The sequence below is a fragment of the Nitrosopumilus sp. b3 genome (assembly GCF_014078525.1).
Taxonomy (GTDB): domain Archaea; phylum Thermoproteota; class Nitrososphaeria; order Nitrososphaerales; family Nitrosopumilaceae; genus Nitrosopumilus.
Genome location: NZ_MU078694.1, coordinates 298,927 through 321,649 on the forward strand (window position 1 = coordinate 298,927; position 22,723 = coordinate 321,649).

Consider the following 22,723-nt stretch of genomic DNA (forward strand, 5'->3'; position numbering starts at 1 on the left):
TGGAAATATTTTTGTCAGATTCAAACTAGTACCCCTCTTTATATAGAAAATTTACCTTATCCTTGTTATAGATATGGAATCTACATATTCTAAAGTGAAGACAGGAATACCCGGATTGGATACGGTTATTTCAGGAGGAATGAAAGCAGGGCGTTCTGTTACAGTTTCAGGACCGCCTGGAAGTGGAAAGACTACTTTTGGGTTACAATATCTCTACGCAGGTGCCAAAGATTTTGATGAACCCGGTGTTTATGTAACAATGTCTCAAAACATCCAGGAGATCAAAAACGACTGCATTTCATACGGATGGGATTTTGATAATTTGATATCTGATGATAAGATTTTGATGGTTGACGCAAGACCATTTAAGATACAGGATGAATTAATTGGAAAAGATGATTCTCTTTACAGAGGAGAAAATTTACCATTTGAGCATTTAACTAAATTAATTCTCAGCAGCATAAAAAGAATAGAAGCCAAAAGAGTTGTAATTGATTCTGTCACAATTTTATCTTTACAATATTCAGATAAATTCAGTATGAGACAGGGATTGCAAGCAATGGTTCAAGCTTTGGAAAATTTTGGGGTAACCAGTTTAATCTTATCTGAAGATTCTAAAAATGATGAAATGCCTTTAGAATGGTTTGTGACTTCTGGGATTGTTCAACTTCGACATAATAGAACAGGTGATACTATGGAGAGAACAATTCAGGTTACTAAAATGCGAGGAGTCAAACATAGTGAGCAAATACATCCTGTTGAATTTGATTCAGATGGTATGCATTTACTGCATCCTAGACTTTTACCTTGATGATTTCTTTTTTCTGAGTTGAGCTACAACTAATGGTAAAAATGCTCCCACATCTGAAACAATTCCCAAAGCTTGCCAGGTCCCACGATCCATAAGTTTTGTAACCGTTGGTTGATTGATATCCACTACTATAACTTTGACATTTGCAGGTAGCATATTGCCTGTTGCAATGGAATGAAGCATTGTTGAAATCATAATTACCATGCTAGCATCTTTTAAAATTTTTTTATACTCCCTTTGTGCTTGAGCTACATCTGTAATGACATCAGGTAGTGGACCATCGTCTCTAATAGATCCTGCCAACACAAATGGAACTTTATTTTTTATACACTCATACATTATTCCTTTTTTGAGTTTCTTGGTTTTTACCATGTTTGCAATGGAACCTGCTTTGAATACTGCATTAATCGTATCCATGTGATTTCTATGACCGTGATATGCAAGAGTTGCATCATGAACATTCATTCCCAGTGATGTTCCCAGAGTAGCATATTCTATATCGTGGACTGCAAGTGCATTTCCAGCTAGGACTCCATCGATATACCCTGCTCTAATTAATTCTGATACTGCATCATCTGCACCAGTATGTACAATTGCAGGACCTCCAACGATGACAATCTTACCGCCATTCTTTTTGGTATTGTATATGTCGTCTGCAACTTGTTTTGCAATATGTTGTGTTGGACGTTCACTAGAACTTGAACTTCCCATAAACTCAAATACATTAACTCCTTCTCTTGGACGCTCAGGGGGTGTGATTTTAATTCCTTTTTCTCCAACAATTATCATGTCTCCTTTTTTAATATCTCTAACAGGTACGCAAAACGCTCTGTTTTGCTTTACGACGATACACTTGTCCATCATCATATTTTCAACCTGTATCCATTGTTCTTTATAGAAAACTTGAGTGTGATTGTTTGTTGTACTGTAAAAATTATCTGGCATAACGCAATTTTTTGGAGATTTTTTTAATGTTATTTCTTGCTGTATTTTTGATACTGCTCCCTCTCTATACACAGTTTCTAAAATCTCGTCTAGATGCTTCTGATTTTTCCCCTTTACAAGCAGCCTTGCAAAAGACTGATCTTTTTTTCGTTTACCAATATTGATCTCCTCCACTTGGAATTCTCCATGTAGATCCATAATTTTATCAAAGATCTTAGTCAGAATGGACGAATCAATTAAATGACCGCTAACTTGTATTTCTTGTGAAAATTTACTCATTTTATTTCACTCTGCATTATGATAACTAAAGGTTACGTTTTTCTTTAAGGCTATGATCATACGGGGAGAATTACTTTGCCCTCGAACTTTGAAATGTTGTCTTCTTTGAATGTTTTTTCTAAGATTTCTTTTTGTTGTTGTGTTACTCCTTGCACAATAGTTTTCGATGCCCCGGTTTTATCCACTAGTGCTAGTATGTATCCGCTATTATCAGTCAATACAAATCCTGCTGATTCGTCTACAAAGGCATACAAATTTTCCTCTCCTACAGGTTGCCATACATTTGATTTTGTATCGGATAATGCCAATGCAGGCATGGCTCTACCATCAGTTAATTTGTTAAGATACTCTCTTGCTTCAGCAACTCGTTTTTGTCCTAATTTTAGAGCCTGAAAATATTGCATGTTCTCAAGTTATTGATTTGTTATAAAAACAATATCTCTTCAAAAGATAGTTATAGAATCCTGTCTTTTTTGACAGTATGCCTTTGACCAATAATGTGATCATTAAATTAAATGAGATCACAACCATGGTAGAAGACAAATCAAAATTAACTGAATCTGACGTTGATGAGATTAAATCAATTTTTCAGAAACTTGTTGAAAATAATGAACGGTATGATGTTGATGAGATTGAATTTTGGTTTGAAAACGAAGGTAGTTGGTCTAGCAGGGACTCTAGAATCAGAATAGTTAATCTTTCAAACTATGTTCAAGACAAGTATCAGCAAACAGCCCATTTGAGAATAATTTCTGATGATGATTGTAGTTGTGGAAATTAAACTTCCAACTGCTCCAATAATCTTCCGGCAATTTTTGCGTTTTCGGTTCTCTCATTAATAATTTCATTAAGACGAGTTTCATTTTTGATATCCTCGGAAATTATTTTAAAATATTCTTCATCAAGATCATTGTTTGCCTGTAATCTTTTAATTACTTCAAATAATACACCTATGACTTGCTTCTGCGCATCAATTAGATCATCTTTACTTCTTTCAGACATTTTTAATTATTTGTCATCAATAATCTGCATAAATAATTCTTTTAATCTTTTATCAACAATGTCTTTTTCTGCAGATTCAAAAAATGATTGTAACTTTTCTTTTGGATGACCTGCCTTTTGATATATTTTAGCCTGCAGTATCATCTCTAATCTATCAAATTGATGAACCAGTTTTGATTCGGGTGAAATATGTTCTTGATACTCGTTCCAAATTTCAGAGTATTTTATTTGTAAATTATCAGGCAAATCTTGAATTATTTTAGTAAATGCATTATTTTCTAATTGTTTCTTTTTTTCTTTATCTAATTGATTTGGTGTAAAATCACCAATTTCAGATTCAGCCAAATCATGAAGTAATATCATCTTGAGAATTTTTTCCGAATTATAATTATTCATATCAGAAATCACCATACCAATAAGTGCCATAGAATACGAATGATCTGCAACGGATTCAGGGTCATCTATGGAAAGTTTGTCAACCCATCCTTGCCTTACTACATTTTTTAGATTTGCCACATTTTTAAAAAAATTCAATATCATTGATTTAAAATATTGTGATTCTACTAATGAATTTTCATATTTTTCGAATAACATAATAGTTAATTCGGACATGAAAGGTTGTTGAAAATATATACAAAAACAGGCGATGACGGAAACACTGGAGTTCAGGGAAATTTACGAATATCCAAATCTCACCCTCGAATTATTGCATATGGAACAGTGGATGAAGCTAACGCAGCATTAGGTGTTGTTTTGACAAATTCATTAGATGAAGATATTACTAATCTTTTGACACTTTTACAAAATGAGTTATTTTTGGTAGGGGCTGATCTTTCAAATCCAAATCTAAATGATATTAAAAATAGAGTTTCATTGAAAATGATTCAAAACTTGGAATCTACTATTGACAAATTTGAATCAGAATTACCACCATTGACTAATTTTATCTTACCTGGAGGAGATATTGCAGCAGCCCAATTGCACTATGTGCGAACAATTGTTAGAAGAGCAGAAACACACGTAGTTCATTTGACTGAAAAAAATGAAATTAATTCAAATTGCATTATCTACCTAAATAGATTATCTGATTTGCTTTTTGTAGTTAGCCGCTTAATCAATAAGAGAAAAAACAAAGATGACATTCTATGGAAGATCTAAAAAGACAAACTTTAATTCCTCAACTGATTGCATTTTTCTAAGTGCCAGGGTAGCTCAGCCTGGGAGAGCACTCGGCTGAAGACCGGGCTGTCGCGCGTTCAAATCCCGCCCCTGGCATCTTTTCAAAATCATAGGAAAATTTTCATTAGATTGAAAATGGAAATTACGAAAAATCATAAAAATGACTTTAGGTAAATTTTTGAAATAAGTTTAATCATGCAAAATCTTTAAAAACAAGGCAAACTCTTGTTTTTCGACATTCATGGCTGAAAAAAAGGCAGTAAAAAAAGATGTAAAAAAAGCATCGGCTAAGAAAAAAACGACTAAAGCAAAAACTACAAAATCAAAAGCAAAAACTAGCAAGACTGGAAAAACTTCTAAATCAAAAGCAAAAACTACAAAATCAAAGGGTAAAAAAGCAAAAGAAGAGCCAATTGGTGACATGGGGATTGTAATAGTTGATGATGATATAGAAATTGATCAAGAAAAGGTAAATGAGGAAAGACGCGCATATCTTGAAGAAGCAAGATCTCAAGAAGCCTTTGACTAGGAATCTTTATCCGATCCTTTAACATATACTTTGTATGCGTGCATTATGTCTGATTACAGTGAAACCTGGGAAGGTAGATTCTGTTGTTGAAATATTAAAGAAAAAAAGGAAGATTGTTAAGCAAATCATGGTGGTCACAGGTAGGGCAGACATCAGTGTAATTTTACAGGGAAATATTGATGAAATTAATGGGATGGTGATTGATTTTAAAAAAATAAAAGATATTGTAACTACTGAGACTCTAATTGAGGTGGAGGTGAATCTTGGTTGGTGAGAGCAATAATTTTGGTAAAATCACCAAAAAAACTCATAGCTGCAAGACTCAGAAAAATATCTTCTATATCCGATTCATTTCCAACAAGCGGACAATTTGACGCAGTTGCAATAGTTGATGTCAAAGAACTGAGTCAGATTAAGGAAGTTGCCACAATTATTCAAAAAATCAGTGGGGTCGAGAGGACTGAAACCATGGTAGAAGTTCAATGACAATGGATTTAAACAACTTTGAGGTAGACTATTTGTGAATATCAAAAAAGTTGGAAATGTCATATTGGCTGTAAAAGACATAGACAAGTCTATACAATTCTATCACGAATTAATAGGACTACCAATCAAAAATCAAAGAAGATCTTGGGTTGACCTAGGTACTTCTGGAGCCATGTTGAGTTTACATCCAGCATCATTGACTGCACAGCATGTTGGAAGTTCCATTGATAATGGGATTACAATAGGATTCCTTGTAGGCGATGTTCAGTCCGCAGTTGAAGAATTAAAAGAAAAAGGGGTTAGAATTCATCGCGATATTGTTGAACGCGAAGCAGGAAAAAATGCAGTAATTTTAGATCCTGATGACTATCTAATCTCATTGTTTGAACCAAACTTTGCAGATAAGGAGCAACAAACTGGCGGATACCATGGATTTACACCGTCTTAGATTATCTTTTTTAGATAAAGATTAATCTGAATCTCTTATTTTTCAAATCCTTTTTGATTAAATTTATTTTATGATATTAGCGTCCAGGTCTTTTAAAACCTTGTTTGATTTTACAATTATTTGCAGATGATTTTTGAAATTTTTTATTCAAACTATTTTCACATTTTAATTTCTCTACATTCTCTTGATTAATTTTGAAAACTTTTTCCACTTTCAAATTTTGTTGTGGTTTCTCACCATAAATGATGTTGGTAGGCAAAGATTTTTTACTTAAACTACTTTTTTTACTTTTAAATTTTTCAGGTTCTTGTAAATTTTTTGTTGTCCACACAATATTTCTCACATTTATTGAGGATGACTTTGCTACGTTGTAATCCCCTAAAGATTTATTCATAATTATACAGAATTTGATTCTTATTAAAATACAACTACTAGATTACTTTTTTAATGGATGACAGAATTTTATCCAATCCTTTTTCTTTTCTATCAATAGAAACATAAAATGTCACATTATTTTTTTGCAATATTACAATTGTAACTTTTTGATGCTGCAAAATCACATGCTCTAGTTTTCCAACAGTACTAACAGTCTCTTTTCTTAATGACATTAGTGTTGAAATGATGAAGAATTCATTCTTCACTTGTTCAGATTTTAGTAAAGGTTTAAGATTAGGTTTAACCATTCCAGTTAGCGTTCTACCATACGCATTAACAACCCCTGCATATCGGATATTTTTAGATATTTTTAGAATACTTTGACATTGTTTTCTATATTTCACTATGGTATCTTTCCATTTGTCAGCTGGAGTTTTTACCATAAAGCGATTTGATTTATGAAACTAATAAGGATTCTCACTCAAGTTTTGAATTGAAAATTTATTCAATGATTTTTGGGTTTTGATTCTTTATCTAATTTTTTCTTTAATTCCAAATTTTCTTTTAATAATTTGTCATTTTCATTTTGAAGTGTTTCTACAGAATTTTGTCTTGTATATAGTGGGTGACCTGGCGGAACTATTCCAGAATTCATGGTAAGCAATCCTGCAGCATGTTGTTGATACATTTGTTGGAATCCTTGAAGTTTTTGGTTTATTGTCCCTGCGTTCTTTAGAAATTGCTCTTTCATAGGATTTTGATAAATTTTGAACATAGGGTTTGTAAGACCAGGAGGTAGTCTTGGGAATAAAAATGCCATATGCGGAATATTTGGATTTAATCCGTAAAGGTCTTGTAAGTGCTTTATTGCTATATCATCCACACAAATTCATTGAATTTGCCATATTTCTGCATTACTTTAGGCGTTTGATATACTGTTTTGTAAAACCTCAGGCGTTTTTGCTCAAATTGAGCTGATCGCTGATCCTTATAGATTCGGTATTTTGATCGCTATTACGCATGATTGATTTGAAAAAGACATGTCTAAAATGCAAAAAAGACATCAAAGAAAAAGATCTTCACAAAATTGTAATTTATGTAGTTCAAGAAAAATTTACAGAACATCACTATGAACATGTTGAATGTCCAGATAAATTCACTGTGTAAGATTTTTTAAAAAATTATCCTTTTAACTCGTATACTTTGTAAATTTCTCCAGTTACTCTGGATCTAAATCGCCATTCATTATTTTTCCAAATGATTTCAAGGAATTTTTTTTGAGTTGTAGGATGTAGTTTTTGATAGACATCACTACCAATTAAAATCTGATTAGGTTTTGCCATTCCTTGAATTTTAGCTGCAATGTTCATAGCAGGCCCCATTAAATCCACATGTGAGTTTTCAGCATCAGCCCCATACCTTACAACAATGTTTTGACCAAAATCGATTCCAATCTTAACCATCAAATCTGGGTAATCATATTGATTTAGAATAGGATTAATTCCTTTTTGAATTACAGAAATCATTGATTTTGCACAATTTACAGCATTGTCAGCTGCCAATAACGAATTACCTTCAGCAACAAAATACCCAATTACAGCATCACCTACAAATTTCAACACATAACCTTGATGCTGTCTAATGACTGACGCCATCTCTTGGGAAAACGAACTAACAATAATGGCAATTTTTTCAGCAGGCATTTCCAATGTCATCGTAGTTGAACCAACCAAATCTACATACAAAACAACCATATCTAATTTTAAAAAGACATTTTTTCTTAGAAATTTCTCTGATTCATCTGCCATTCCAGAATACTCATAGCCTTTTTTGAGAGATCCCCAAACACGTTTTTGGGTTTCTAGAATCATTGTTTCAAAATCAACTACGCTATCTTCATTTTTGCTTAGAAGCATATCTACTACATCACTATTGTGAGATGACTTGTCAAATTCTTGGTTTTTATCATTTTTTTCAGTCATCTATATCCTCATTCTAATGGAAAATCTACCTCACAGAAAATGCATTTTCCTCTTACCCCCTTATAGGTCTCATCATAATATTCAGAAATTTCTTCATTACAATGAATGCATTGAATAGGGATTTTAGCCATGCCTGAAATACCCATTTTGAATATTTAGAGATTGATGAAGGTTTAAGGAGAGCAATATTTTGTTTATTTTTGTGCGATTAGGAACACGATCCCCCAATGATTTCATACAATTGCTGAATCAAAAAAACGAAGTCATACAAAAAAAATGCCTAGAAAAGATCTCCCAACTTACACAAATGATAGACATAAAAGTAATGTTAGGTGATTCAACAATTACTGAACAAAAAACATTTGATCCTAAACTAATTACAGATTACTTTCAAAAAATTAATGACTCTCTTAAAGATTGGTCTGTGCATGATGTGTCGATTTCAAATAATGAAGATTTGAGGAGAATTTTTACAAAATTTGAGATTATGGAAGGGAGTTATTTGATCTCAGGCCACATATCATTACAGTTTCATGTTTTATTATATTACAAACCAGATCAAAGGGTAATTGACACTCAAAAGGAATTAGCCCAGATTGTAGATTTGACTAAAAATAAAGAACAAGAACTTTCAGATAACAGCGATCAATTTGTGTTGAATAAACTAAAAGAAATGGGATACAAAGATTTTGATCATCAAAAATTATTCGAAGTATTTTACGAAAATGATGAGTTTAGAGAAAAAGTGTATGCAGAAATTGAAAAAGATGCGGGAGTAGATTTTAAAAAATTATCTGAAAAAAAATCTTTGCTGTTTAACGAATTAGACTCTCTCTTAGTTGAAACATACCAAACAAGTCCTGTAATGATTGACGACTCCAGATTAGTATCGGGTGAGGAAGGTTGTTTATGTACAATTGATTTAGAATTTGTCAAAAACGAAATGAAAGAGGGATTGTTTGATGCTAGAAAAATGTCAAGCTCGGTTAAAGAAAGTATTCTGAAACGTTTAGATGAATTAGAACGTGTTTTGAATTAAGATCAAGGAACCGGAAAATGAGAATTTTCTCAAAGGGGAGTTCCGATCCCTTGATATGATTTGAACACAAATTTAGAACTATTTAGGCATTCCTGCAAATTTCAGCACAAAATTTGACTAAAATTGTAATTTTTCTATAGAAGAAGTCAAATACGGCTTATCAATAGCAACATTTCCAATGAATCCATCATATGATGAAATTGTAAAGGCAAATTCATTACGAGGTAATGAAATTAGGAAGACCCCGTTAATACATTCCAGCACATTTAGTGAATTAACTGAATCAGATGTATATCTAAAAGCAGAATTTAGACAAAAAACAGGTTCATTTAAAATTCGTGGAGCATATTACAAAATCCAATCACTTTCAGATGAAGAAAAAAAATACGGTGTTGTTGCAGCATCAGCAGGAAACCATGCACAAGGTGTTGCGTTTGCATCATCATTGGAAAAAATACCTTGCACCATAGTAATGCCAAAAAATGCATCTCCTGCAAAAGTAGCAGCAACTAAAGGATATGGTGCAAAAGTAATCCTTGAAGGAATAAACTATGATGAATCTTCAGCTAAAGCCCATGAGATTGCTAATGAGACTAAAGCAACTATGATTCATGCTTTTGATGATCCTCAAATAATTGCAGCACAAGGAGTGATAGGATTAGAAATTCTTGAAGATTTACCTGATGCAGATGAAGTGTATGTACCGATAGGTGGTGGTGGATTAGCAGCGGGAACTCTAATTGCAATAAAAGAAAAAAATCCAGACATTAAAGTTGTAGGCGTTCAATCAAGATCATTTCCTTCAATGTATGATTCGTTAAAACAGGGTTCTATCACATCAAGTGGAGGGGCACGTACTATTGCTGATGGTATTTCAGTAAAAGTTCCTGGGCAATTAACATTTGGAATAATCAAAGAGTTGATTGATGAAATTGTTCTAGTAGATGACACTGAAATTACAAAAGCAATGTTTCTATTGATGGAACGCATGAAATTTGTAGTAGAGCCTGCTGGAGCAGTAAGCTTGGCATATCTTATTTCAAAAAAACCGTCACCTGGAAAAAAAGTTGTAGCTGTTTTGGCAGGAGGTAATGTTGACATGTATCTTTTAGGCCAAATTGTAGACAAAGGTCTTGCAGCAATGGGCAGATTGTTGAAATTATCAATACTACTTCCAGATAGACCTGGAGCATTCAAAGAAATTGTAGATGAGATAACACTTGCAAATGCAAATATTGTAGAGGTTGTCCATGACAGACTTAGTTCACATATCAATGCAGGTTCTGCTGGTGTAACTCTAAGTCTAGAAACACAGGGTCAGGCACAAGCTGATCTATTAATTGAATCTCTAAAGAAGAAAAATATTCAATTCAAATTAATGACTTGATATTATTTGAATTTCTTTTTGGCAAATTTAGAAAGGCCTTCTTTCTTTAATTGTTCAGATTCTTTAATTACAGAATTATGCTGTGTAGATTTGTGCAGTTTTAGCTTCTTTTTTAGCTCTGGAAATTGATTTGCAAGAATTTTCATTGCATAAATTCCAGCATTTCCTGCTTTGTTTATTCCAACAGCCACAACTGGAGAACCTGATGGCATTTCAGTGATTGATAACAATGAATCCAACCCACCAAATGCTGAAAATTTTGATGCGTCATTTTTTTTTGGATGTTTGTCATTATAGACTAGTATGGGAACACCAATTACTGGGATTACAGTATGTGACGCAATCATTCCAGGTAAATGTGCAGCGCCACCAGCTCCTGCAATAATTACACTAAATCCCATTTTTTCTGCATGTTGTGCATATTCTGCTAATCTGGAAGGTGTACGATGGGCCGAAACAATTTGATCTTCATGTTTGATTTTAAATTGATCTAATATTTCAGATGCGCCTTGCATGACTCTACTATCTGAACTAGAACCCATGATTATTCCAACTAATGGTTTTTTGGAATATGTCATAATAATAGAAAAAACATGAGACTAATTATCTATAACTATTAGAAAAAATCCGACAAAGTTGTTCAAATCAACATTACCTATTTTTAATCGATATTTGATGTGGTTGTAATGGCAAAAGTTCTAGGCATTATTGGTGGGGGACAACTTGGAATGATGATCACTGAGGCAGCAAAAAAAATGCCAGAACATATATCAAAAATTATTGTCTTAGATCCTACAAAGAACTGTCCTGCATCACAAGTAGGTGCAGAGCAGATCATATCTGACTTTAAAGATAAAAATGCCATAATTGATTTAGCCAATAAATCAGATATCATAACTTATGAAATTGAATCAGGAGATAGTGACGTCTTAAAGTCTGTTGAAAATAAAGCTGAAATAAACCCATCACCTGAAACATTAAAAATTATCCAAGACAAATTCTTACAAAAATCATTTTTATTAAAAAACAATATTCCAGTCCCCGATTTTCTTGAAATAAATAATATTGATGATGTGAAAGAAGGATTGAAAAAATTTGGATATCCTGCAATGCTAAAAGCACGTCGGGATGCCTATGATGGCAGAGGCAATTATAAAATTAATTCAGAAGAGGAAATACAAGCAGCATATGATTATTTCAAAGGACAATCATTACTCTTGGAAAAATTTGTATCATTTAAAATGGAAGTTTCAGTAATTGCATCAAGAAACACTAAAGGTCAAATTAAGACATACCCATTAGTAGAAAACATACATGAAACAAGTATTTTGAGAGAAACGATTGCTCCTGCTAGAGTTTCAGAAAATATTTCAAAAAAAGCAGAACAAATAGCAGAAAAAACAATGGCTGTACTAAAAGGTGCAGGAACATTTGGTATTGAAATGTTTGTTACAACAAATGATGATGTCATAATTAATGAAATAGCTCCACGAGTTCATAATTCAGGACACCATACTTTACAATCTAGTGAAACATCGCAATTTGAACAGCATCTTAGGGCAATTTTAGGATTGGAGTTAGGCAGCACCAAATTACTTCATAACACCATCATGTACAATATTCTAGGATCTAAAGAATTTCAAGGAGAATACAAACCACTTAAAATTTCAGAGGACAATTTGTTTTTGAAAATGTATGGCAAGAAAATTTCAAAACCGCTAAGAAAACTAGGTCATTTAAATCTGGTTGGAAGTAAAGGTGAATCTATTGATGAATTAATTAAAAAACTTGAGACTCTCAAAGATAGGGCAGTAGTGCAATCAATCTGATTAAGTTTATTAATTGTGAAGAAAAAAATCCTATATGGCACTAACTATTTCATTAATCCTTACTGGAATTGCAATAGGATTGCTTGTACTTTATGCTGCAGATGTAGCAGTTGCAATGTCATCAGATAGTGATCATGGATTTTTACCCTTAGATCACATGCAAAGGGGAATGGGTCTTGGAGGGCCTGCACTAATATTGCCAATAATTGCATTTTTCATTTCTAGAAAAGAACCATCAAAGGGATTGGGAGTCATGATAATTATCTCAGGCATCTTAATCGTTATTGGTGGAATAGTAGTTTTAGTAAACCCAGCACCTGCAGCTGAATCTTCAGACAGAGATCCAATTTCATCGATGGTAATGATGTTTATTCCAGCAGCAATTCAATTAGCTTTAGGCGCCATCAAAATCTCAAAATCCTAATTGAAAATACCATGCCTACATGTGCAAAATGTGAAAATGATGTCAAAAAAGTATATGATTGTGATCATACAGATTTTCAAGAATATTGCGTAGAATGTTATACTGAACTACATTACTATCTAACAGAAAATGACTAAAATAATGCCAACAGACAGAGAAATTGCAATTTATGCATTAGGGAAAACAGAAGGAGTACACTCCATTGCTGAAACACTTGGAAAAGGATTAGATGATGAAAAATACATTGAATCATGGAAGAAAACAATCAAAATGCTTGGAATAGATATGCCTCTAAAAGATCTTGAAAAAATTTACAATGAATTTGCAATGAAAATGGAAGAGGTTGTAAAAAAAGATGAAGTTAAAAAAACAAAATAGAGAATTTTCATATACTCTAAAAATAAGCCAAGTATATTGAAAGCAATAATTTTAGCAGGTGGACGTGGCAAAAGATTACGACCAATAACTGATTATGTGCCAAAACCCCTGGTTCCATTAAAAAATATCCCTATAATTGAATGGCAAATTAAATATCTGAAAAAATTTGGGATAGATGAAATAATCATCTGTACTGGCTACAAACAAGAAACAATTGAAAATCACCTTAATGTAAAAAAAATAGGGATTAAAATTAAATTTTCAGTTGAAAAAACACCACTAGGTACTGGAGGAGCTATTAAAAAAGCAGGTAAAATGATTAATGAAAAATCTTTTTTTGTAATTAATGGAGACACTATAACAAACATAGATTTGAATAAATTGAAAAATAAATCAAATGCAATTGCATCAATTGAACTGCGAACAAATTTTGGCATATTAGAAACAAATGATGATAAAATTATAAAATTTAGAGAGAAAAAAGAAATTACAGATTCATGGATGAATGCAGGGATATATTATCTGGAAAAAGAAATTCTAAAAGACTTACCCTCTAAAGGAGATATAGAAAAAACAGTATTTCCAGATTATGCTAAAAAAGGCAAACTAAACACGGTTAAATTTAAAAATGTTAAATGGTACTCTATAGATTCATTCAAAGATATGGAAGAATGTTCTTTAGAGATAGAAAAAATAATAAAATAAAAAATAATTTTTATGCGCCAGTTCTGTGAAGCGTAACCATCATGTATGCTACCTCTTCAACAAAAGACTCATCTTTGCTTATGGATGCGTATTTTGTGGCATTATTCCAAAATGATGGAACTTTAGGGAGTTCTTCAACAAATGATTGTTCAGTCAATATTTTGACTGAACATCTGTTCTCATAATACTCGACCTCAATGAAAATTAACTCATTTGTAAACAGATACACTAGAATATCCGCCATGTAGAGTATTTTCATGCGTATTGGGTGCAGCCTAGGCTCATTACTATCCATTAACAATGTTTTAGAATGCTCAGAGGTACTCTCAAAAACTAATGTTGATTCTATTTGGGTGCCTGAAACATGGGGAATGGAAAATTTTTCGATGTTAGGCGCAGTTTCAAATAAAACAAAAAATCAAAAAATTGGTTCGTCAATCATCAACATCTACTCAAGAAGTCCTTCAACAATTGCAATGGGTGCTGCAACTGTCGATATTTTATCTAATGAAAGATTGATCCTTGGACTCGGAACTAGTAGTGTTCCAATAGTAGAATATTTTCACGGAAGTAAATTCGACACACCAATACAGCGAATGAAAGAATATGTTGAAATTATTAGATTGGCCGTATCTGGAAAAACAGTAAATTACAAAGGAAGTATTTTCAATTTGAAAAATTTTACATTATTAATAAAACCTAAGAGATTATCAATTCCAATCTATTTAGCTGCAATAAATCAAAAAATGGTGAATTTAGCATGGGATATTGGTGATGGTGTAATTTTTTATTTAAGACCAATTAATGAAATGAAAAATACAATTTCTAAAATGCAATCAAAGAAAAAAATAGATGTTACATGTCAGATAATCACAAGTGTTTCGGAAGATTCTGATGATGCTATTAAACGAGCAAAAAAGACATTAGCATTTTATGTGTCTGTGGGAAAAATATATCGAGATTTTTTGGCAAAAAATGGATTCAAAAACGAAACAGAGTCAATATATGAAGAATATAAAAAATCAGGTCTCAAAACAAATCATGAATTAATTTCAGATTCGATGCTACAATCATTAGTAATAGCTGGAACATCAGAAGAATGTAAAAAACAATTAACAAACTTTAGAAATTCAGGAATTAATTTACCAATAATGCAATTCAATCCTATCGGTAATGTATCAGAATCATTTAGGTTATTCAAAAAAACATTTCTAGATGAGTGATATGAAAAAAGTAGGAATTTTAGCATATGGGTTGACACCTTTTTCAAAAGAGGATGAAAAAATAGAATCTATCTTACTCAAATCTGCAAAAAATCTTTTTGAAAATAATTCTGACATTAACCGAAATGATGTGGATGCAGTTTTAGTATCTACAAATAATAACGCAAAATATCTCTCCCCTGTTTTATCAGAAATGATTGGCGTTCAGCCAAAAATTGCACATTCAATTGAAAGTTTGTGTAATTCGGGCACGAATTCAATTGTTTCTGCATATTCTTATATTTCCTCAGGTTTGGCAGAAATGGTTCTCATCTCAGGTGCAGAAAGATATGATAGCCCCGGACAAATATTAGAATGGGATAACTCAAGAGGAGAATACAAACATCCAATTTATTGGGCATCAATTTTTACAAAATCATACAAACGAGAATTCTCGATTTCAGAGGAAGATTTAGCAGTTGTGCCAGTTAAAAATCACAAGCAGGCAAAAGAAAATCCAAATGCCATGTCAGACAAAACATATTCCGTTAATGACGTGGTTAATTCTAAAAAATTAACAGATGATCTCAGATTATTAGATTGTTCAAGACCTTGCACAGGTAGTGCCTCAATAATCCTTGCTTCAGAGGATCTTATTAAAAAAAATACAGAACAGCCTGTGTGGATTACAGGAATTGGTCAAAAAACAATTTCTGCAGGTTTTACTAAAAACATGTCATTGAGTTCAATGGAGTCAACTAAACTGGCATGCAATACTGCGTTAAAAATGGCAAACAAAACAATTACAGATATTGATACTGCAGAAATTCATGACGCATTCTCTGTTTGCGAACCAATGGCACTGGAATCTCTAGGTTTTGCAAAAGCAGGAAAAGGTCTCAACACCATCAAAGATCTACACGATACAAATAATTTCAAAATTAATCCTAGAGGAGGACTTATTGGTTCAGGACACCCACTTGGAGCAACAGGCATTGCTCAAACTATAGAAATCACACAACAATTACAGTCAAAAGCAAATAAACGCCAAGTTGATAATGTTAATGTAGGATTAATTCACAACATGTCAGCAGCTGCCACATCCTCAACAGTGCTGGTTTTGGAAAAATGAATTTTGAAACAGAGCTATCTCAAGGTAATTTTTACATTCCAGAATGCATGAGATGCTCAAAAATTATTTGGCCTCCATCAGAATTTTGTAATCATTGTTTTGGAGAAATTATATTTAAGAAAAAAATAGTCGAGGGTAGAATAATTGAATTTTCACATAAAAATGAAGAGTATTTTTGCCTTGTTGAATTTGAAAATCAAATTAGGGTGATGGCTAAAATGTCAAATAGTCCCAAGATTGGGCAAATAGTGAAATTAGTAAAATCCGGAATTATTAAAGGGAATTATTTTTTTGAAGTTACTTGAATTTTGTGTAAATGTAAGGGGTATCAATTTTTTGATCAAAGGTCCAAACGGTTGGAAGTGAAACAGTATTTATTACATCAAGATGGTGTTTTTCAATTAGTGAACTCCATCCACCATTTTCCAAATTCCCAGATAGTTGTCTTTTAGAATGTGTTCCAGCAAAAACCAGACCTGTATTGTATTTTAGATCAGAAATAGAATTAATCTTTTCAATGATATTCGTAGCTAAAACATCACCACCCATTTGGGGCAAGCCACCAATGAAAAATATGGGGCGAGTTAAATCTAATTGAGAGTAATCAAATTCTAACGCATCTGCACATTTTGGATCAAAATTTTGATTTGTTAGTTTACAAATTTTTTCTTGTAATTCTGCCAGCACATCATCAATTTCAATGCTATGTGAAACCAATCCTAACAATCTACCACAAAAAGCAATTCTCCCATCACCTGATCCAATATCAACTAATTCAACATACCCAAAATGTTTTGCAAAATATGACATAATATATGCAGACATTATCCATGTAGGGTAGAAGGGTTGACAGCTAGTTCCATGTTTAATGCTATTTAACCAATATTCGTTAATATCCCCTTCATAGATCATACAAAGAACTCCGGCAATTTCTTGTTCAAATGAATTAAAGTAGATGGGATTTTTCTGAGCAAAATCGTGTAGTGATTTCAAATGATATTCATCAAGTGGAAATTCATTAGAAGGTAAAGAAGGGATTATCTCTTGAATGTGAGCACTGCCAGTATAATTTTTTGCAAATTCTTGTTTAATTTTAATCAAATTTGATACAATTTCACTTAACATTGTTTATCAAAATTCAACATGTAGATAAATTCATTGTGACTTAGAGTTATTTTTTGATAAAATTAAACTAATTTGTTCTTCCACTTTTTTGATTTCATTTATAGTTATATTTTTTAATTGTTCATTTTGTTTTATTTCATCATCGGTAGGTTCCATTATTAGTTGAAATTCTAAATGCTTGATAGTATTTAGATAAAAATCACGCTGCTCAAATAATTTTTCAATGATAATCTCAGTCAACAATAAATCTAAAAATTAGATGTATTTATGAATTAGATTGTTCGATGACTTCAGAATCATTGTAAAACAATAGCCACCGAAATTCATTTCTGAATCAACACTGATAATGTCACATATTATAAAAATGATGATTTGAAAATGACCTTAATCTGATATTTTATTGAGTTATTATGTAATTACCTTCTTTTCTATATCTATATCCAGAAGAATAAGGTATGAGGAGAAAAGCAGTGTCATTTACAATTACTAGGCAAAAAACTACTCGGGAAACAGCAACAAAAAATCAAAAAGCTGCTAGAACCAGAAGACAAAGAGGATATCAGTGGGAAGATACAATTGTTAAAAGATTCAACAGCATTAACGAATGGAAAGCATTTCGTTTAGGTTCCCCAAGTATTGCATTGCCTGATGTATTAGCTGTAAATACGGATAGCAGTACAATTTTTACAATAGAGGCAAAATCTGGAACTAGTACCTCCCTCCCTGTTCCTGCAGATCAAATTGAAAGATGTCTGTCATGGATTAAGACTTTTGATATTTACAAAAAAAGAAATGTGATTTTAGCGTTCAAATTTCTATCAAAAAAAAGAATTGATATAGGAAAATATGAATCCCGAGAATTAAGAGAGTTTTTCAAGATTTGGGACGAATCCCTAGAGATAACAGACTGTGTATGCTCATATGATGGCAAATTTTTTGCAAAAATAGATGGTAAAAGAAAAGAACTATTTCTAAAAGAATGTATTATGCCTTTTAAGACAAAACAAAGAACTAGTGCCTAATTTCATATTTTTACAAATCGTTTTTTAAGGATAAGGGGTTATCAGAAATATTGTCTGAAGAAAAACCCAAAATAGAATCTAACGAAATAAGCTCTGATGCGTTGCTTGAAACTGTGTCAGACGCAGAAGTAAATTCACGCATTAGTTTTGAAGAATTTACAGATGAAAGGATATTGATCAGTCATGATGCATTTGGAAATAAACAAATGAAAATTAAAGTGCTTGAAGTATCTGATGAAAATCCTCCATCAAAATGGAAATTTGGTGATCGTGTTAAAGTAACGAAAATTCTTGTAACTATAAAACATTTGACAACTCAACAAGTAGAGGAAGGGGAATTCGATATCGAGGCCATCGAAAGAGAATTAGCTGAAAAAAGACACTACACATCTACTAACAGATGGATTCCTGCAAGTGATGTAAAAAATGGTTATGTAGTAGGATCAAAACATACTAGATTAATCAGCGATGCAGCAGCATTAGATTACATCGTTTTTTAATCAAAAGTAGAAAATAGTTTGTTGTAAAATTCAAATGTGTTGTTTTTATTTTTAAATCATAATGAAATCCCCAGATGTTTTTCGTAAAAGAAATCTCACTAAAGTAAATTTTGAATATGAAGATTTGATTGGAAGAAATTTTTCAGATTCTAACATGATGGGAGTAAATCTAAAAAATAGAGATATCCATAGTGCAGATATGAGTTGTACTGATTTGAGAGAGGCAGACCTAAGTAACACCATTTTGTTTTATGTGAAATTAAGAGGGGCAGACATGAGAGGTGTAAATCTTTCAAATGCAAAACTATGGGATACAGAAATGTATGGCGTAAATCTTGGGGATGCAGACCTTAATGGTGCAGATTTATTTTATTCGGATCTGAGAAACGCAGATTTGAGTAATGCAGATTTGAGCGGAGTTAATCTTAGGCATACAAACTTTGAAGGGGCAATATTTACTTCAGCAGATTTTACAAATACAAATTATGATAAGCACACACTAGATACAATTTCAGGCAATGCAAAAATAGCATTAAAAAAGAGTGGTAAGTTCTGGTAAACAAATAATCTAGATTATATTGTTATAGAATTTTCAGGATATTCAGGAACTCTATTAGGAATATCAAATATTTCAAGAGACTCTAAATGTTTTAGATGTTTTGATATTGATTCTTCACTTCCTAAGGATATTAAAATTCGATCATTATGATGAAACACGTATTGTGTAATGTCAGAAGTAAATTGTTTACCATTTACATAAAAAATCAACGAATCTCCTTCCTCAGTACAAAATTTTTTATTTTTTACGGATTCATTATTTTTTAAAATTATACAATCTGAAGTAAATTCCATCCCAAATGATGTGAAAAGCATTGCAAGAGGAACGTTAACTGCATGCTTATGAATGAGGTAGGGATTTTCATTTTCAAAGTGAATGTATTTACTTGTTAGTTGGAATTGTGAAAGGCCAAAGTTTAGTTTAGTATCACCTACAATTACTGCTATTGCTGCATGTGCATGTTCACTACCATATTCTCCAACATCATATTGATTTACCAATATTTGCTCAGGGGTCAAATTTAGGGTACTTTCAATAATTTGCGAATCTATGTCCTCCTGATTCACAAAATAAAACAAGTAAAAACCAGACGAAATAACAATAAAAACTATGAAAATTAAAAAATATGATCTGCCATTTGAATTTGGTTTATTTTCTTCATAAACAAAAATATTCGAATTGCTTTCTTCCAGACGACCAGGTAAGCTATAATCAGAATCAACATCATTTGGAAGAATTTTCTCAGAATTATTGGTCAATTATTTATAATAATTTTAATTCTATAAATTTCCTAGATATTCATTGTTTTAGTTTCAAACATCTGAAAAACATTATAAACAAAAGAATTTGAAAAACATTATGAGTTCAAAAGAATTCGACGTGAACGGAACAGATTACAAAATAGTGTTAACAGAGCAGGTGATTGGTCATGTAAATAACCTCAAATCACTATATAATGCAGCATATGAAGATCCGGAAAGTTTTGAAGATGTGAGTTCGGAGATTTCAAGCACTATTAACGAAATAGCAAGTACTGTTGAACCACCTGCAGAAGACAGTGATCTAGACGGACTTATTCAAGAAATAATTAAAGCTGTAGATAACAAAGCCGAGGAAATTAAAAAAGAGTTAGAAGCAAAAGAAAAACCTGCCAAAAAATCAAAATCCAAAAAATAGTCTCATTTGACTATAAACTCATAAAAATTTGGGAGATAAAATATATTCTAAATCGGATAATTCCAACTATGTCAAAAAGTTGCGAATGCGGTATTTGTGGTCATCATAGTGAATCCGAATGTCGTGAAAAAGAATGCAAATGTTGTTTGAATTTTCATGAAAGATCTGGCCCAAAAAGAAAATAAAATATGTTAACATTAATCATGTTCTTTATAGCAACTACATTTTTTTGAAACGTGTCTTGAACATCCAAATAATTTATGATCTTTGCATCCACACAAGACACATTTTTTTTCATCCATCATATTTTCTCCATTAAACTATCTATATCGTCAATCATTTTTTTATCTTCAAGTGCCTCCAGTATTTTTAATCTCATGTTTTTTATTCTATGGACATCATCAGAATATAGAGGTACCATAGTTTCAATTTCCTGCTCAAAAGAATAATTTTGCAAATATTGCTGAAATTTAGTTTTTAAGGGTCTAAAATCAGATGATGGAATCTTTTCAGCATCTATTTTATTTGTAATTACTTTAAGGAATCCATTTATTTTCAACATTTCTTTTTTGAGATAGTCAAGATCTCCTGGCTTATCCTGAATTTCTTTGAGGCGATTGTAAGATTCAAGTGTCTGAGTCAGGATACTTTTCAGATGATCGTTATATGTTACCACAAATAGTTGTAAGTTGTATCTAATCTAAAGTTTAGGAAAAATAGCTTTACTAGGTCTAAAAGTTACACATTTGCTTTAAATTATCACAAATTATTTGATATGACAATGCAGGGAGATGCGTATCTAAAATGTATTGACCCCCAATGTGGTTTAGAGTATACAATAGATAGTACTAATGTACAATGTGCAGAGGGTCATCTATTAGACGTAAAATACAAAAATAAACCTTCAACAGATTTGAAAGAAGTATTTTACCAAAGACGTAATTCAGAAGGCAGTATTTTTAATGAAAGTGGAGTCTGGAGATTTAGGGAATTACTAAATTTTTGTCAAATAGACACTGAAAATATTGAAGAATGCTCAAAATATTTGGTTTCATTAGATGGTGCAGAAGGAAGACAATCAAAACCATATCAAATGTCAAAAGCTGCAGAATTCATAGGAATTTCAACTAAAAATTTATGGTTACAGCCAGAAGGTTACAATCCAAGTGGATCATTCAAAGATAATGGGATGGTAACAGCAGTTACACATGCAAAGATGGTAGGAGCAAAGAAAATAGTCTGTGCATCAACTGGAAATACTTCTGCATCGGCAGGCATGTTTGCTGCAAATGAAGGGATTGATTGTGATGTTTATATTCCATCAGGACAAATTGCACCAGGAAAGCTTAGTCAAGCATATCAATTTGGTGCCCAAATTTTACAGGTAGATGGCAATTTTGATGATGCATTAAAGCAATCATTAGAAGATGCTCAAAATCATGAGGGTTATACTGTAAACTCGATCAATCCATTTAGGATTGAAGGTCAGAAAACAATTCCATTTAGAGCATTAGAATATCTCAATTGGGAATCTCCGGATTGGATTGTTTATCCCGGAGGAGCTTTAGGAAATACTTCAAGTTGTGGAAAGGCATTAATGGAATTATATGAGTGGGGTTGGATAAAAAAAATCCCAAGAATTGCAGTAATTAATTCAGACGGAGCAAGTACATTATCAGATTTGTATAATGGGAAATTTGAAAACGAAGAGCTTAGATGGAATAAAGGAAAACCCAATACAGAGTTAATTTCCAGGTATTATGAACATTTAGACAAAGAGGGTATAAGACCAAAAACTAAAGCAACTGCAATTCAAATTGGAAGACCCGCAAATATTTTGAAAGGTTTACGTGCATTAGAATTTACAAATGGTGTAGTGACCACCGTATCTGATTCAGAGATGCTTGATGGAATGTCTGTAGTGGGGTTAAACGGATTTGATTGTGAAATGGCATCTGGAGCATCAGTGGTTGGAGTTAAGAAGCTTATTGGTGAAGAAATTATCAAAAAAGATGATGTTGTAGTGGGCATTCTAACAGGTAGACAGAAAGATGCTATGCTTCCAGTAGAGTATCATCAAAATCCAAATAACATTTTTGCAAAACCCCCAAAAAATTAAGCCTACATCTAGGCTCAAATATTCATTTAGATTTCGATATCTCAAGAGTTAAATCCATGCTTTGTAGATTTAAAACAACCAAAAGATGGT

36 protein-coding genes and 1 tRNA gene are annotated in these 22,723 nt (G+C 32.3%); 22 read left to right on the forward strand and 15 right to left on the reverse strand.

From position 1 onward, the window contains the following. Positions 1–73 precede the first annotated feature (73 nt). Entirely contained in the window at positions 74–811 is a 738-nt protein-coding gene (locus tag C6990_RS03715) for an RAD55 family ATPase (RefSeq protein WP_182128502.1), read from the forward strand. Here C6990_RS03715 and C6990_RS03720 read toward each other — a convergent pair. After that, complete coding sequence (locus tag C6990_RS03720; RefSeq protein ID WP_182128504.1) at positions 803–2,035, reverse strand: ornithine cyclodeaminase, nickel-pincer nucleotide-dependent; 1,233 nt, start codon at positions 2,033–2,035, stop codon at positions 803–805. The two genes, C6990_RS03715 and C6990_RS03720, sit on opposite strands and share 9 nt — an antisense overlap. A gap of 56 nt (positions 2,036–2,091) precedes the next feature. Next, positions 2,092–2,439 (reverse strand): hypothetical protein, encoded by a 348-nt coding sequence (locus C6990_RS03725; protein ID WP_182128506.1) that lies wholly within the window; start codon positions 2,437–2,439, stop codon positions 2,092–2,094. A gap of 125 nt (positions 2,440–2,564) precedes the next feature. Between C6990_RS03725 and C6990_RS03730 the strand changes: the two genes are divergently transcribed. Then, a complete protein-coding gene (locus tag C6990_RS03730) occupies positions 2,565–2,816 on the forward strand; it encodes a hypothetical protein (protein ID WP_255465177.1) in 252 nt (83 codons plus the stop codon). On the opposite strand, the gene C6990_RS03735 is transcribed toward C6990_RS03730, so the two are convergent. Both C6990_RS03735 and C6990_RS03740 read right to left on the reverse strand, forming a co-directional pair. Continuing rightward, a complete protein-coding gene (locus tag C6990_RS03735; RefSeq protein WP_182128510.1) occupies positions 2,813–3,037 on the reverse strand; it encodes a hydrolase in 225 nt (74 codons plus the stop codon). The genes C6990_RS03730 and C6990_RS03735 overlap by 4 nt on opposite strands. 6 nt (positions 3,038–3,043) lie before the next feature. Continuing rightward, positions 3,044–3,631: an HD domain-containing protein gene (locus tag C6990_RS03740; protein ID WP_342752460.1), complete on the reverse strand. Its 588-nt coding sequence runs from the start codon at positions 3,629–3,631 to the stop codon at positions 3,044–3,046. Positions 3,632–3,658: 27 nt separating this feature from the next. Between C6990_RS03740 and C6990_RS03745 the strand changes: the two genes are divergently transcribed. The 6 genes from C6990_RS03745 to C6990_RS03770 all read left to right on the forward strand — a co-directional run bounded on the left by C6990_RS03745 (position 3,659) and on the right by C6990_RS03770 (position 5,679). Then, entirely contained in the window at positions 3,659–4,195 is a 537-nt protein-coding gene (locus C6990_RS03745) for a cob(I)yrinic acid a,c-diamide adenosyltransferase (RefSeq protein WP_182128512.1), read from the forward strand. A 43-nt stretch (positions 4,196–4,238) separates the two neighbouring features. Next, positions 4,239–4,312, forward strand: a tRNA-Phe gene (locus tag C6990_RS03750). A gap of 145 nt (positions 4,313–4,457) precedes the next feature. Continuing rightward, entirely contained in the window at positions 4,458–4,745 is a 288-nt protein-coding gene (locus C6990_RS03755; protein ID WP_182128514.1) for a hypothetical protein, read from the forward strand. Between the two features lie 34 nt (positions 4,746–4,779). Continuing rightward, positions 4,780–5,019: a hypothetical protein gene (locus C6990_RS03760; protein ID WP_182128516.1), complete on the forward strand. Its 240-nt coding sequence runs from the start codon at positions 4,780–4,782 to the stop codon at positions 5,017–5,019. Further along, positions 5,016–5,231, forward strand: coding sequence for an Lrp/AsnC ligand binding domain-containing protein (locus tag C6990_RS03765; protein WP_255465178.1), 216 nt, complete (start codon positions 5,016–5,018; stop codon positions 5,229–5,231). Before C6990_RS03760 ends, C6990_RS03765 begins: the two co-directional genes overlap by 4 nt. 34 nt (positions 5,232–5,265) lie before the next feature. Then, a complete protein-coding gene (locus C6990_RS03770; protein ID WP_182128520.1) occupies positions 5,266–5,679 on the forward strand; it encodes a VOC family protein in 414 nt (137 codons plus the stop codon). A gap of 76 nt (positions 5,680–5,755) precedes the next feature. Here the strand turns inward: C6990_RS03770 and C6990_RS03775 are convergent, their stop codons facing one another. From C6990_RS03775 to C6990_RS03785, 3 genes are all read right to left on the reverse strand, one after another. Beyond that, positions 5,756–6,073: a hypothetical protein gene (locus C6990_RS03775; protein WP_182128522.1), complete on the reverse strand. Its 318-nt coding sequence runs from the start codon at positions 6,071–6,073 to the stop codon at positions 5,756–5,758. A 37-nt stretch (positions 6,074–6,110) separates the two neighbouring features. Beyond that, on the reverse strand, positions 6,111–6,497 hold the full coding sequence (locus C6990_RS03780; protein ID WP_182128524.1) for a hypothetical protein: 387 nt from the start codon (positions 6,495–6,497) through the stop codon (positions 6,111–6,113). A 62-nt stretch (positions 6,498–6,559) separates the two neighbouring features. Next, complete coding sequence (locus C6990_RS03785) at positions 6,560–6,937, reverse strand: hypothetical protein (protein ID WP_182128526.1); 378 nt, start codon at positions 6,935–6,937, stop codon at positions 6,560–6,562. Between the two features lie 137 nt (positions 6,938–7,074). Here C6990_RS03785 and C6990_RS03790 point away from each other — a divergent pair, with 137 nt between their 5' ends. After that, entirely contained in the window at positions 7,075–7,221 is a 147-nt protein-coding gene (locus C6990_RS03790) for a hypothetical protein (protein ID WP_182128528.1), read from the forward strand. A gap of 14 nt (positions 7,222–7,235) precedes the next feature. Here the strand turns inward: C6990_RS03790 and C6990_RS03795 are convergent, their stop codons facing one another. Both C6990_RS03795 and C6990_RS10985 read right to left on the reverse strand, forming a co-directional pair. Next, positions 7,236–8,036, reverse strand: coding sequence for an adenylate/guanylate cyclase domain-containing protein (locus tag C6990_RS03795; protein ID WP_182128530.1), 801 nt, complete (start codon positions 8,034–8,036; stop codon positions 7,236–7,238). Between the two features lie 8 nt (positions 8,037–8,044). Next, positions 8,045–8,167: a hypothetical protein gene (locus tag C6990_RS10985; protein ID WP_255465179.1), complete on the reverse strand. Its 123-nt coding sequence runs from the start codon at positions 8,165–8,167 to the stop codon at positions 8,045–8,047. 71 nt (positions 8,168–8,238) lie between these two features. Here C6990_RS10985 and C6990_RS03800 point away from each other — a divergent pair, with 71 nt between their 5' ends. Beyond that, positions 8,239–9,075 (forward strand): hypothetical protein, encoded by an 837-nt coding sequence (locus C6990_RS03800; protein WP_182128532.1) that lies wholly within the window; start codon positions 8,239–8,241, stop codon positions 9,073–9,075. Between the two features lie 178 nt (positions 9,076–9,253). Continuing rightward, positions 9,254–10,462: a threonine ammonia-lyase gene (gene ilvA, locus C6990_RS03805; protein ID WP_182128534.1), complete on the forward strand. Its 1,209-nt coding sequence runs from the start codon at positions 9,254–9,256 to the stop codon at positions 10,460–10,462. Positions 10,463–10,464: 2 nt separating this feature from the next. Here the strand turns inward: ilvA and purE are convergent, their stop codons facing one another. Further along, on the reverse strand, positions 10,465–11,040 hold the full coding sequence (gene purE, locus C6990_RS03810) for a 5-(carboxyamino)imidazole ribonucleotide mutase (protein ID WP_182128536.1): 576 nt from the start codon (positions 11,038–11,040) through the stop codon (positions 10,465–10,467). A 108-nt stretch (positions 11,041–11,148) separates the two neighbouring features. Here purE and C6990_RS03815 point away from each other — a divergent pair, with 108 nt between their 5' ends. The 4 genes from C6990_RS03815 to C6990_RS03830 all read left to right on the forward strand — a co-directional run bounded on the left by C6990_RS03815 (position 11,149) and on the right by C6990_RS03830 (position 13,798). Next, a complete protein-coding gene (locus C6990_RS03815) occupies positions 11,149–12,291 on the forward strand; it encodes a 5-(carboxyamino)imidazole ribonucleotide synthase (protein ID WP_182128538.1) in 1,143 nt (380 codons plus the stop codon). A gap of 34 nt (positions 12,292–12,325) precedes the next feature. Next, the gene (locus C6990_RS03820; RefSeq protein WP_182128540.1) at positions 12,326–12,715 is read left to right on the forward strand and encodes a hypothetical protein; all 390 of its coding nucleotides are present in this window, start codon (positions 12,326–12,328) and stop codon (positions 12,713–12,715) included. 129 nt (positions 12,716–12,844) lie between these two features. Then, positions 12,845–13,093, forward strand: a complete 249-nt coding sequence (locus C6990_RS03825) for a hypothetical protein (protein WP_255465181.1) — start codon at positions 12,845–12,847, stop codon at positions 13,091–13,093. 36 nt (positions 13,094–13,129) lie between these two features. After that, complete coding sequence (locus C6990_RS03830; protein ID WP_182128542.1) at positions 13,130–13,798, forward strand: nucleotidyltransferase family protein; 669 nt, start codon at positions 13,130–13,132, stop codon at positions 13,796–13,798. 10 nt (positions 13,799–13,808) lie between these two features. On the opposite strand, the gene C6990_RS03835 is transcribed toward C6990_RS03830, so the two are convergent. Continuing rightward, on the reverse strand, positions 13,809–14,042 hold the full coding sequence (locus tag C6990_RS03835) for a hypothetical protein (protein WP_182129130.1): 234 nt from the start codon (positions 14,040–14,042) through the stop codon (positions 13,809–13,811). A 13-nt stretch (positions 14,043–14,055) separates the two neighbouring features. Here C6990_RS03835 and C6990_RS03840 point away from each other — a divergent pair, with 13 nt between their 5' ends. Continuing rightward, the gene (locus tag C6990_RS03840) at positions 14,056–15,021 is read left to right on the forward strand and encodes an LLM class flavin-dependent oxidoreductase (RefSeq protein WP_182128544.1); all 966 of its coding nucleotides are present in this window, start codon (positions 14,056–14,058) and stop codon (positions 15,019–15,021) included. A gap of 1 nt (position 15,022) precedes the next feature. Further along, a complete protein-coding gene (locus C6990_RS03845; protein ID WP_182129084.1) occupies positions 15,023–16,132 on the forward strand; it encodes a thiolase family protein in 1,110 nt (369 codons plus the stop codon). A gap of 297 nt (positions 16,133–16,429) precedes the next feature. Here the strand turns inward: C6990_RS03845 and C6990_RS03850 are convergent, their stop codons facing one another. Further along, positions 16,430–17,257, reverse strand: coding sequence for a hypothetical protein (locus tag C6990_RS03850; protein ID WP_182128546.1), 828 nt, complete (start codon positions 17,255–17,257; stop codon positions 16,430–16,432). Positions 17,258–17,287: 30 nt separating this feature from the next. Then, a complete protein-coding gene (locus C6990_RS03855) occupies positions 17,288–17,497 on the reverse strand; it encodes a hypothetical protein (protein WP_182128548.1) in 210 nt (69 codons plus the stop codon). Between the two features lie 215 nt (positions 17,498–17,712). On the opposite strand from C6990_RS03855, the gene C6990_RS03860 reads away from it, so the two are divergent. From C6990_RS03860 to C6990_RS03870, 3 genes are all read left to right on the forward strand, one after another. Next, positions 17,713–18,279 carry a resolvase gene (locus tag C6990_RS03860; protein ID WP_182128550.1) on the forward strand — a complete coding sequence of 189 codons (567 nt, stop codon included), beginning with the start codon at positions 17,713–17,715 and terminating at the stop codon, positions 18,277–18,279. Between the two features lie 50 nt (positions 18,280–18,329). Continuing rightward, on the forward strand, positions 18,330–18,779 hold the full coding sequence (locus C6990_RS03865; RefSeq protein WP_182128552.1) for a hypothetical protein: 450 nt from the start codon (positions 18,330–18,332) through the stop codon (positions 18,777–18,779). A 61-nt stretch (positions 18,780–18,840) separates the two neighbouring features. Next, positions 18,841–19,338: a pentapeptide repeat-containing protein gene (locus C6990_RS03870; RefSeq protein ID WP_182128554.1), complete on the forward strand. Its 498-nt coding sequence runs from the start codon at positions 18,841–18,843 to the stop codon at positions 19,336–19,338. A gap of 14 nt (positions 19,339–19,352) precedes the next feature. Here the strand turns inward: C6990_RS03870 and C6990_RS03875 are convergent, their stop codons facing one another. Then, on the reverse strand, positions 19,353–20,096 hold the full coding sequence (locus C6990_RS03875; RefSeq protein ID WP_182128556.1) for a hypothetical protein: 744 nt from the start codon (positions 20,094–20,096) through the stop codon (positions 19,353–19,355). 100 nt (positions 20,097–20,196) lie between these two features. Here C6990_RS03875 and C6990_RS03880 point away from each other — a divergent pair, with 100 nt between their 5' ends. Beyond that, positions 20,197–20,514: a hypothetical protein gene (locus C6990_RS03880; RefSeq protein WP_182128558.1), complete on the forward strand. Its 318-nt coding sequence runs from the start codon at positions 20,197–20,199 to the stop codon at positions 20,512–20,514. A 301-nt stretch (positions 20,515–20,815) separates the two neighbouring features. Here the strand turns inward: C6990_RS03880 and C6990_RS03885 are convergent, their stop codons facing one another. Further along, positions 20,816–21,190: a hypothetical protein gene (locus C6990_RS03885; RefSeq protein ID WP_182128559.1), complete on the reverse strand. Its 375-nt coding sequence runs from the start codon at positions 21,188–21,190 to the stop codon at positions 20,816–20,818. Positions 21,191–21,295: 105 nt separating this feature from the next. On the opposite strand from C6990_RS03885, the gene C6990_RS03890 reads away from it, so the two are divergent. Next, positions 21,296–22,633: a threonine synthase gene (locus tag C6990_RS03890; protein WP_182128561.1), complete on the forward strand. Its 1,338-nt coding sequence runs from the start codon at positions 21,296–21,298 to the stop codon at positions 22,631–22,633. Positions 22,634–22,723: the final 90 nt, after the last annotated feature.